At 72.8% G+C, this 10,636-nt stretch carries 9 protein-coding genes; 5 read left to right on the top strand and 4 right to left on the bottom strand.

Translation table 11 applies throughout. The features are described 5' to 3' along the window. Together E0D90_RS26675 and E0D90_RS18850 are read left to right on the top strand one after the other, a co-directional pair. Positions 1–836 (top strand): Asp23/Gls24 family envelope stress response protein (locus tag E0D90_RS26675; protein WP_157996893.1); only part of this gene is annotated, 836 nt, incomplete at its 5' end. Continuing rightward, positions 833–1,168 carry an Asp23/Gls24 family envelope stress response protein gene (locus E0D90_RS18850; RefSeq protein ID WP_103501638.1) on the top strand — a complete coding sequence of 112 codons (336 nt, stop codon included), beginning with the start codon at positions 833–835 and terminating at the stop codon, positions 1,166–1,168. The genes E0D90_RS26675 and E0D90_RS18850, both read left to right, overlap by 4 nt. A gap of 102 nt (positions 1,169–1,270) precedes the next feature. Here the strand turns inward: E0D90_RS18850 and E0D90_RS18845 are convergent, their stop codons facing one another. Further along, positions 1,271–1,843 (bottom strand): SET domain-containing protein, encoded by a 573-nt coding sequence (locus E0D90_RS18845; protein WP_227870318.1) that lies wholly within the window; start codon positions 1,841–1,843, stop codon positions 1,271–1,273. Between the two features lie 320 nt (positions 1,844–2,163). Here E0D90_RS18845 and E0D90_RS18840 point away from each other — a divergent pair, with 320 nt between their 5' ends. Then, the gene (locus E0D90_RS18840; protein WP_130799354.1) at positions 2,164–4,446 is read left to right on the top strand and encodes a glycosyl hydrolase; all 2,283 of its coding nucleotides are present in this window, start codon (positions 2,164–2,166) and stop codon (positions 4,444–4,446) included. A gap of 72 nt (positions 4,447–4,518) precedes the next feature. Here E0D90_RS18840 and E0D90_RS18835 read toward each other — a convergent pair whose 3' ends face one another. Further along, on the bottom strand, positions 4,519–5,394 hold the full coding sequence (locus E0D90_RS18835) for a 4'-phosphopantetheinyl transferase family protein (protein WP_130799353.1): 876 nt from the start codon (positions 5,392–5,394) through the stop codon (positions 4,519–4,521). Between the two features lie 148 nt (positions 5,395–5,542). Further along, positions 5,543–5,719, bottom strand: coding sequence for a hypothetical protein (locus tag E0D90_RS26670; RefSeq protein ID WP_157996892.1), 177 nt, complete (start codon positions 5,717–5,719; stop codon positions 5,543–5,545). A gap of 159 nt (positions 5,720–5,878) precedes the next feature. On the opposite strand from E0D90_RS26670, the gene E0D90_RS18830 reads away from it, so the two are divergent. After that, positions 5,879–7,579 (top strand): serine/threonine-protein kinase, encoded by a 1,701-nt coding sequence (locus tag E0D90_RS18830; RefSeq protein WP_130799352.1) that lies wholly within the window; start codon positions 5,879–5,881, stop codon positions 7,577–7,579. Between the two features lie 320 nt (positions 7,580–7,899). Next, positions 7,900–9,315: a cellulase family glycosylhydrolase gene (locus E0D90_RS18825; RefSeq protein ID WP_227870317.1), complete on the top strand. Its 1,416-nt coding sequence runs from the start codon at positions 7,900–7,902 to the stop codon at positions 9,313–9,315. 61 nt (positions 9,316–9,376) lie between these two features. Here the strand turns inward: E0D90_RS18825 and E0D90_RS18820 are convergent, their stop codons facing one another. Beyond that, on the bottom strand, positions 9,377–10,600 hold the full coding sequence (locus tag E0D90_RS18820) for a PQQ-dependent sugar dehydrogenase (protein WP_130799350.1): 1,224 nt from the start codon (positions 10,598–10,600) through the stop codon (positions 9,377–9,379). Between the last annotated feature and the right edge of the window lie 36 nt (positions 10,601–10,636).

Raw genomic sequence — 10,636 nt, 5'->3', positions numbered from 1 at the left:
CCCCCGACCACGGACCACCCCCGGACGTTCCACGCGCCGCCGCTGGGCGCGGTGCCCCCGCGTCCGGCCAGGACGACGACCTGCTGCCGTGCGGCCGGTCGGTGGAGACGCTCTGGGAGAGCTGGGAGGACGGCACCACCGAGGACGACCCGCACCTCGCCGAGTGCCCGCACTGCGCCTCCGCGCTGGACGGGCTCCGTGTCCTCGACGGGTTCGCCCGCGAGACGCAGGCCGCCGACGCCGCGCTGCCGGCCGCCGGGGCGTCGGTGCCTTCCACCGGCCGCGCTCCCGGCGGCGCCGACGGCGCCGGTGATGCGGGTGGTGCCGGTGGTCGCGCCGGTTCGGGCGCGGCTGAGGACGACGCGTTCGCGGCGCGGGTGATGGACATGGTGCGGCTGGAGCTGCGGCCCGGCCGCAGCCTGCCGCTCGGCGAGACCACCGAGGACCACTGGATCGGCGAGTCGACCGCCGCCAAGGCGTTCCGGGCGGCGGCCGAGACCCTGCCCGGCGTACACGCCGGCAGCTGCCGGATCACGCCCGCCGACCCGGCCGCGACCTCGGGCACCGGCTGGCTGGGACGCGGCGCGCCCCGCGGCCCCGTGCGCGTGAGGCTGGAGGTGACGGCCCGGCTGACCTGGACCGTTCCCGACCTCGCCGACGCCGTCCGGGACCGGATCCTCGCCGCCGCGCAGGACACACTCGGCATGGAGGTGGCGGCCGTGGACGTCCGGGTCACCGACATGTACGAACCCCATGTGGCCTCCGACCCGGAGACCCCGGACGGCTCCGGCCGGGCCGACGGCCGGCGCGACGGACGGGCGGGAGGACTGCGATGACACGCGACCAGCGCTATCTGGAGGTGGCGGAACGCGCTGCCCGCGCCGTCGAGGAGGTGCCGGGGGTGGCGTTCCTCAGCCCCGGCCTGGCCGGGCTGGTGCGCAACGCGACGCATCTGCTGGTGGGTTCGGACGGACGTCCCGCCCGGCCGCACGGCGTGCGGGTGACGCGGCGGGACGGGCCGGACGGCTGGCATGTGGAGGTGCAGGTCGCGGTCCGGCGCGGCAACCGGGCGCTGGACGTGGCGCGGGCCGTGCGCGCGGCGGTCCGTGCCGCCGTGCCGCACCCCACTCCGGCGACGGTGCGGGTCACCGTCACGCACCTGGTCTGACGCCGCCCCGGTGCACGCGCGGGACGAGGGGCCCGTGCGCCGCCGAGCCCGTCGGGTCCGTGCCGTCGGGTCCGTGCCGCCGAGCCCGTCGCGTCCGCGTCGTCAGCCTGCCTGGCGGATGCGGTCGAGGAGCGCGGGCACCCAGTGGTCGCCGTAGCGGACGCGGAGGTCGGCCCGCCGCCAGTCGTCCCCGGTGACGACGCCGCGGCACTCCGGGCCCGCGGCGCAGGCGCAGTCCAGGACGAAGCCGGGGTCGTCGGTGGAGGTGGCGTAGTCGTTGGTCAGCTCCTGGTCGGCCCGGATGTCGCGCCGTGCGACGAGGGTGAAGGGCCCGTGCCACCACAGGTTGGGGTCGCAGCTGTGGTTGCCGTAGCCGGGGGAGCGGTCGTCGCGGGGCGGCAGCAGCAGGTGCTCGGTCGCGGAGACGGTGACGGTGTCCAGGTGGACCCCGTCCGGCACGTGCGCCATCTCCGCCAGCAGGGCACGGAGTTCGGCGTCCGAGATGAGCCGTCCGCCGAGACGGCAGACCATGGTGCCGGTCCTGATGGGGGCCCGTGCGAAGAGCCCGTCGCCGGCGACGGGGGAGGAGCGGACCTCGGCGTCCGGGTGGAGCCAACTGCGGGGCGAGGGCGAGGAGTAGGCGTTGGGCTCGCCCGTCCCGGGAGAGTTCGGCATGCGCGGCAGTCTGCCCGGCGCCGGGCCGGTCGCGTCTTAACCGGGACTTAAGCGCGGCTCAGCGGACCATGATCCCGCTCGGTCCGGTCTGAGGTGTTTTGAGGGCCCCGAAAGGCCGGTATACGGCGATGACCTGCCGTTAAACCGTGAACACCGCTGTCCGGCGGATTCCGGAACCTGCCGCGATCCGTTGACACGTAGTGAACGCACTCCTAGTTTCAGCCTCCGCCGGAACCGCTTCCGGCCCGTGTCCGTCGTCCCCGTGGCCCCACGGCACCCACAGGCCCCGCAGTCCCCCCACAGCATTGAGGTAGAAACTGATGAGCCAGCATCGAGTGACCCGGCGAGGACGCCGGATCGGTCTGACCGTCGCGGCCGCCGCGACGGCGGCCGCGGTCACCGGCGTGATGGTCATTCCGTCCGCGTCCGCCGCCGAAGTCCCGGTGGGCAACGGCGGTTACTCCGACACGCGCCCGCCCGGCACCTCCGGCCCCACCGACAACGTGGGCAACCCGGTCCTGCCCCAGGTCACCGACGCGGTGGCCGACCAGCCGGTGCCGACCAACGACTGGTGGTCCTCGCTGGTCTTCAAGCGCTACGGCGACAACCCGTACTCCCAGCCGATGTACGGACACCCGCTCACCTACCAGGCGGTCGCCGGCGGCCTGGAGGTCGGCTACCCGACCGACTACTCCATCGTCGGCGAGGGCCGGCAGTACGAGTACGTCCACACCGCCGACCTCACCCTCGGCGTCAGCGGCCTGAACTCCGGTGACGTCAAGGCGGACGGCTGGTCGGACTGGACGGTCAACCCGTACTGGTCGGACGGTGACCGCGAGCTGCGCGCCACCATCGGCCACGGTCTGCCGTTCGTCTACGCCGAGGCATCCGGCGGCGACGCCGAGATCACCACCAACGGCACGCCCGAGGTCTTCTCCGACGACGGCAACATCATCGGTGTCACCGTCGCGGGCAACCACTACGGCCTGTTCGCGCCCAGCGGCAGCGACTGGAACGTCTCCGGCACCTCCATCAGTGCCGGCCTCGGCGGGGCCGACTACTACTCGGTCGCGGTGCTGCCCGAGCCGGAGGCGCTGGACACCTACAGCCAGTACGCCTTCAGCTTCGTCACCGGTTCCGAGGTGTCCTGGGACTACGACACCGACGCCGGTGAGGTCCGCGCCACCTACACGCTGGAGACCGAGGCCCGCGAGGGCTCGGAGACCGGCACCATCCAGGCGCTCTACCGCCACCAGTGGCTGCACTCCGACGACACGATGCTCGACTACGAGTACGTCTCGCCGCGCGGCGCCATGAAGATCCGCGAGGGCAACTCCTTCACCACCTCGCAGAGCGTGCCCGGCGTACTGCCGGTGCTGCCCGAGACGGACGCGCTGGACGACGGCCGCCTCGCCGGCTACATCGCCGAAGTGCTGGGCTCCGACGACCCGTTCGAGGGCGCGGTCGACACGTACTGGACCGGCAAGCAGCTCGGCAAGCTGGCCCAGCTGGTCACCATCGCCGACCAGGCCGGTGACACCGCCTCCCGCGACGAGCTGCTGGGCCTGATCAAGGACCGGCTGGAGGAGTGGTTCACCGTCGGTGGCCCGGCGGAGTTCTCCTACGACTCCGACTGGTCCACGCTGACCGGCTACCCCGCCTCCTACGGCAGCGACACCGAGCTGAACGACCACCACTTCCACTACTCGTACTTCGTGATGGCGGCGGCGATCGTCGCCCAGTTCGACGCCTCGTGGGCGGAGGACTCCGCCTGGGGCGGCATGGTCAAGGAGCTGATCCGCGACACCGCCAACCCGGCGCGTGACGACGAGCAGTACCCGTTCCTGCGCGGCTTCGACATCTACGCCGGCCACAGCTGGGCCGCCGGCCACCAGGGCTTCGCGGCGGGCAACAACCAGGAGTCGTCCTCCGAGTCGATCAACCTCAGCGTGGGCCTGATCATGTGGGGCTCCGCCACCGGCGACGACGAGCTGCGTGACCTCGGCGTCTACCTGCTGACCACCGAGGCCGAGTCGATCCGCCAGTACTGGTTCGACGCCGACCAGGAGGTCTACCCCTCGGACTACGAGCACCCGATCGTCGGCATGGTCTGGGGCTCCGGCGGCGCCTACTCCACCTGGTGGACCGCGAACCCCGAGGAGATCCACGGCATCAACGTGCTCCCCGTGACCGGCGGTTCGCTGCACCTGGCCACCGACAAGGGCGCCATCGAGCGCAACCTGGAGCACCTGGTCGAGCAGAACGGCGGGCCGTTCGAGGAGTGGCGCGACCTGCTCTGGGAGTTCCAGGCCCTGGCCGACCCGGACGCCGCCAAGGCCGCCTACGACGCGGACAACGACGCGTACGAGCCGGAGGCCGGCGAGACCCGCGCCCACACATACCACTGGATCCACACCATGGCCGCCACCGGTGCCCCCAACACCGACATCACGGCCGACAGCCCGACCGCGGCGGTCTTCGAGAGGGACGGCAACCGCACCTACGCCGCCCACAACTACTCGGGCAGCGAGCAGACCGTGACGTTCTCGGACGGCACCACGCTCACCGTCCCGGCGCAGTCCTCGGCCACTTCCAACGGCTGACGGCGGCGACGCTGTCCGCGCGGTGGTCCGGTCCGGTCGACGGGCCGGGCCGCCGCCGGGCAACTGAGCTGCTCAAATGAGCTGTTCGCGGTGGCGACGCCATCGTCCGGACGACAGCACCGCGTTCCATCCGACCCGGTACGGCCGAAGCGCCGTACCGGGTCCGGTCGTACCGGGCGGGGGTGTGGGTGCTTTCGGCGCGGGTGCTTTCGGTGCGGGGCACGTCGCTGGGGCGGCGGCGAGCGCCACGGCGGCGGCGTGGCGGTCGTCCGCCACCACGTCGTGGAGCACCCAGCCGGCCGGGTGGTCCGCCGCGCCGGTCCACCCCGTGTAGTCGGCGGACAACTCCCGCACCAGACCGGTGCCGATGCCCTTGAGGTACGCCTCCTTGCGGGCCCAGGCGCGGCCCAGCGCGGCGGTCCGGTCGCCGGGCGCGGCGGCCATCACGTCGGCCTGCTCGCGCGGATGGAGCGACGGGCCGATGTCCCGCAGCGTCGCCTCCCGGGGGCGCTCCTCGACGTCCGCGCCGACCGGGACGGCGGCGACCGCGATCATCGCCCAACTGCCGCTGTGCGAAAGAGAGAAGTGGACCGGCTGGGTCTGCGGGCGGCCGGGCGGGTGGCCGGGGCCGGGGCCGGCGCCCACTATCGGCTTGCCGTGCGGGCCCCCGCACCCCGCGCACGGCGCTCGCTCCAACGGGACCTCCAGGGGCGGTACTTCGAGCCGGTCGCCCAGGATCAGCCGGAGTGCCGCGTGCGCCACCAGGTAGCGCGCCCGGTCGGCGGGCCGCCAGAAGGTGCCCGCTCGTTCGCGTTCGTCGGGGCTGAGGAGGGCGACGGCCGGTTCGACCGGCGTGGCGTCCGCCGGTACCTCGATCAGCCACAACTCCAGTCGTTCCCGCTCGGAGGGGTGCTCCTCGTCGCGCCCGGACCGCTGTCGCCCCGCCATCGTGCCTCGCTCACCCGGTTCCGTCGCTCGCCGTCACCCTTGGCCGCGCCGTCCTCCGGCGTCGCCGCTCCGACTCCCACCCGCGCCCGTCCCGGCGTGCTCCCCGGGCCGTCGCAGCGCCATGAACTCCGTTGTGCGGTAGCGCGGTTCAGGCGGCGTGGCGCGGCGGCCGCGCCGATGCGGCGGGGACGACCACGGGCGAGCCGTCCGCCGGAGCGTGCAGGATGTCGGCCTCCAGACCGTACAGCGTCCGCACCAGATCGGCCGTGACCACCTCGCGCGGATCGCCGTGCGCGACGACCAGCCCGTCCTTCATCGCGATCACCGCGTCGGAGTAGCGTGCGGCGGCGATGCCAGGCGCCGCCCGCGACAGCTGAGCCCGGCTCGCAGCGCTCCGCCCTCCCCGCCCGTGCCGCGGTGTTCTACAGTCCAGAGTGCCGCGCGGCCGTGTCTCCACCCGGCCGTCACGACTCGGGGGTACGCGATGCAAAGGCTCACACCGGAGGACCCGGCCGAGGTCGGCGGCTACCGGCTGCTCGGAGGGCTCGGCGAGGGCGGAATGGGCCGCGTCTACCTCGCCAGGACCCCCGGCGGACGCGCCCTCGCGCTCAAGACGATCCGGACCGAGCACACCCGCGACCCCGGCTTCCGGGAGCGGTTCGAGCGCGAGATCCGCAACTCGGACCGGGTGCGCAGCGCCTGGACCGTTCCGGTGGTCGACTGGAGCCGCGACCCGCACGGCCGCCAGTGGCTGGCGTCCGAGTACGTCGCGGCGCCCTCGTTGCACGAATGGGTCGACGCGCACGGGCCCTTCTCCGGAGAGGCGTTGGCGGTACTGGGCCGCGAACTCGCCCGCGCACTGGCGGCGGTGGGGGAGTCCGGCCTGCTCCACCGCGATCTCAAGCCGTCGAACGTGCTGCTGGGACCGGTGCGCCCGCTGCTGATCGACTTCGGGATCGCCCACGCCGTGGACGAGTCCCGCTTCACCGCGACCGGCGGCGTGATCGGCTCCCCGGGCTACCTCTCCCCGGAACAGGCGTCCGGCTCCTCCGAACTCACCCCGGCGAGCGATGTGTTCGCCCTGGCCGCGCTGCTGTACTTCGCCGCCACCGGCCACGGCCCGTTCCTGGCGCCCGGTGAGTCCGCCTCGGTGCCCGCGCTGCTCTACCGGGTGGTCCACCAGGACCCCGACCTCGACCGGCTGCCCGCCGAACTGCGGGAGCCACTGGGCGACGCCTTCGCCAAGGATCCCGGCGCCCGGCCCGAACCCGCAGCTCTGGCCGCACGGTTCGCCGCGCTCTGTCCCCCCGGACCGGGCGGCGGCTGGGCCGGGTCGCTGCCCGCGCCGCTGCTCGCCGAACACGAGCGCCGCACGGCCGAGGTGGACGAGGCGGTCCGGCTCTCCCACCCCTCCGGGCCTGTGCCCGGTGCGCCGAGCGTCGCACCGTACGGCCCTCCCCACGGTCATGTGCCCCCGCCGGTGGGGACGCCCTACGGCCTGCCGGGCCCCGGTCAGCACTCGCCCTCCTCGCCCTATCCGGCGTCGCCGGCACCACTGGCGCCGCCGCCCTCCGGCCCGCCCGAGCGGGACCGCAGGCGGGGGCCGAAGTTCGTGGCCGTGGTGATGGTCTCGCTGTTCGCCTTCGTCCTGGTGGGTTCACTCGCCCTGAGCGCGCTCGCCGACCTGCTCGACAGCGCCCTGGAGGACGGGGAGGCCGACGGCACGGCCTCCGGTGGTGCCGGTGGTGCCGGTGGTGCCGGCGACGACGACGCGGCCTCGGACGACGGCAACCCGGACGCGATGCCGGAGAGCTGGGCCGGGACCTGGTACGGGGAGGGCTCGGGCACCGTCCTGACCAACGGCCCGTTCGCCGTGACGCTCGCCCTCGTGACCGGTGAGGTGGGCGACCTGGTGGGCTGGCAGTCCAGCGAGGTGAACGAGGTGATCACCGAACGCAACGTCGGTTGCACCGAGGAGCTGGAACTCGTCCGGGTCGACGCTGACTCCCTCGTACTGGAGGCCGTCGCCGCCGAACCGACCGACGACACCGTCTCCGATGTGAACTGCGGGACAGGCAACGTCTACACCGTCACCATGGACCCGGACGATCCGGACGTCATGCTGCTCGCCGCCGACGGTGGCCAGGACAGCGGCGCACCGGACACCCTGGATCGGACGGACTGAACCGGGTGGACTGAACCGGACGGCCGCCCAGTTGTGTGTCAACTCCGTTGATGTCAGGCCCTCTTGACGTTCGCGGAGCCCGGTGGGTTGATGTGGGGGCAGTGCCGGGTGGCCCTCGCCGGATGGGCGCGTTGCCGCGGTGCGACGGATCGCGGGCGTGGCCGCCCGCCGGCCTCCCGGCCGGTGCGCGGGCCACGGGGCAGCCCGGGATGGCGCGCACGCGTTTGGGAGCGCTCCCACGTTATGGGAGGCGGCGGGGCCCGAGGCGAACCCCACCACGGCCCGCCCCCGGGCCGTGTTCCCCCATTGGAGCCGCAGACATGACAGCGACATCCCGTAGCAGAGGCAGCACCCGCACGATCGGACTCACCGCCGTCCTGGCCCTCCTTCTCGGGTCGGTGGTCGCGGTCTTCGGCCTCGGCCAGACCGCGCACGCCGCGACCGGCCTGCGCGTCAGCGACGGCCGGGTGGTGGAGGCCAACGGCAGCGACTTCGTGATGCGAGGCGTCAACCACCCCCACTCCTGGTTCACCGACCGCACCCCCCAGGCCCTGGCCGACATCAAGGCGCTGGGCGCCAACACCGTCCGGGTGGTGCTCTCCAGCGGCGACCGCTGGGAGCGCAACTCCGAGAGCGATGTCGCCGCCGTGATCTCCCAGTGCCGCGCCAACCGGCTGATCTGCGTACTGGAGGTGCACGACACGACCGGCTACGGCGAACAGGACGGCGCGGTCTCGCTGGACACCGCCGCGGACTACTGGATCGACATCGCCGGCGCGCTCGAAGGCCAGGAGAGCTATGTCGTCATCAACATCGGCAACGAGCCGCACGGTAACCAGGGTTACGAGCGGTGGACCGCCGACACCGCGGCGGCCGTCGGCAAGCTGCGCGACGCCGGGCTCGACCACATGCTCATGGTCGACGCGCCCAACTGGGGCCAGGACTGGACCAACACCATGCGTGCCAACGCGCAGACGGTCTTCGACGCGGACCCGGACGGCAACACCGTCTTCTCGATCCACATGTACGGCGTGTACGAGACCCGCGCCGCCGTCAGCGGCTATCTCCACCACTTCGTGCAGGCCGGACTGCCGATCCTGGTGGGCGAGTTCGGGCACTACCACTCCGACGGCGACCCGGACGAGGACGCCATCCTGGAGCTGAGCGAGGAGCTGGGCCTGGGGTATCTGGGCTGGTCCTGGAGCGGCAACGGCGGCGGGGTCGAGTACCTGGACATGGCGGCGGGCTTCGACGCCTCCGCGCTGACCGAGTGGGGCGAGCGCATCTTCAACGGGCCCGACGGCATCGCGGAGACCGCCCGTGAGGCCACCGTCTTCGGGGGCTCCGGCCCGGACCCGGCCGACCCGACGGCGCCGGACCCGGCCGACCCGACGGCGCCGGACCCGGCCGACCCGGCCGCTGACTGCGTGGTCGCCTACACCGTCACCAACAACTGGGGCTCCGGCTTCCAGGGCGCGGTCCGGATCGGCAACACCGGCGCCACGCCGCTCGACGGATGGACCCTCGGCTGGACGTTCTCCGGCACCGAGACCGTGCAGAACCTCTGGGGCGGTCGCGTCAGCCAGAGCGGCCCGGCCGTGACCGTCACCTCCGAGCCGCACACCGCGCACATCCCGGCGGGAGGCGCGGTCGAGATCGGCTTCACCGCCAACGGCTCCGCCGCGGGCGCTCCTTCCGGTGTCACCCTCAACGGCGCTTCCTGCGCCACCGGTTGAGCCGTCGGTCGGCTGCCGCGCCGCCCGCCGCGGCAGCCGACCACGGTCCTGTCCGCGCCGGTCAGTTCTGGGGAGCCGCGACCTCGAAGCCCACGCGGTGCAGTTGGCCGGGCAGGTCGTTGACGACGTACTGCTCACCGTCGGCGGTGGTGCCGAACGCGGTGACCTGGGTCGGGAAGGTGCCGATCCTGGCGGATTCCTGGCCGTCGGCGGTCAGCGCAAAGGCGGTCGAGGAGCAGTAATCGGTCGCCACGTACACGCCGTCTGCGATGTCCGCGTACTCCTGGCCACGGTAGACGTGGCCACCGATGACCGCGCAGCCGTCCACGGAGGTCTCGTAGGTGTAGACCGGGTCGTGGTAGACCGCGCCCGGCAGGCAGCGGTCCGCGTTGAAGATCTCCAGGCCCTCCTTGCACGACCAGCCCAGGTTGGAGCCACCCGCCCAGGCTCCAAGACGGTTGATCTCCTCCCAGCGGCCCTGGCCGACGTCCGCGACCCACACCGCGTGGGTCACGGGGTCGATCGAGAACCGCCAGGGGTTGCGCAGCCCCGAGACCCAGATCTCGGGCTCGGCCTTGGGGTCGTGCAGGTAGGGGTTGTCCCAGGGGACGCAGTACGGCACAGGCCCGCAGTTGGTGCTCACGTCGATGCGCACGATCTTGCCCAGCAGGGTGTCGATGCGCTGGCCGTTGTTGTTCGGGTCTCCGGCACCGCCACCGTCTCCGAGGCTCCAGTACAGGTACTGATCCGTACGGCCGAAGGCGATATCGCCGCCGTTGTGGTTGGTGTAGTCGGGGTGCTCCTGGCTGATCAGCACCTCGGTGGTGCCGTCGTCCAGATCGTGGCGTGCGAGGGTGACCGCACCGTCGGGCTGGGCGGTGTAGGAGAGGTAGACCTGCTGGGTGTCGGCGAAGTCGTGGGCCGTGGCGATGCCCAGCAGCCCGCGCTCGTTGCCGCTGGCGTTCACCAACGTGCTGATGTCCAGGATCGGTTGGGTCTCCAGCCCGGTGTCGGGATGGTAGGCCCGCACCGTCCCGGCCTTCTGCGCGATGAGAAGCCGGCCGGTCCCGTCGTCGGGGCCGGTGAGTGCGGTCGGCCGGCTCAGGCCGAACGCCACCTGCTCGGTGGTGATGGCCAGTTCGTCCAGGGCGGGCGCGTTCTCGACTTCGGCTGTGGGGGCCGGCTCCTGCGCCTGGGCGGTCATCGCGCCGTGGGCGAGCGGTCCGGCCGCGGTGAGGGAGAGCGCGAGCAGTGCGCGCAGCGTCCAGTGGCGGCGTCGTGACATGGCGACTCCAACGGGGTGTGGGGTGTGGGGGCGTGG

The organism is Streptomyces otsuchiensis, assembly GCF_004305975.1.
Classification (GTDB): domain Bacteria; phylum Actinomycetota; class Actinomycetes; order Streptomycetales; family Streptomycetaceae; genus Streptomyces; species Streptomyces otsuchiensis.
This window is presented reverse-complemented; position numbering and strand designations above follow the sequence as displayed.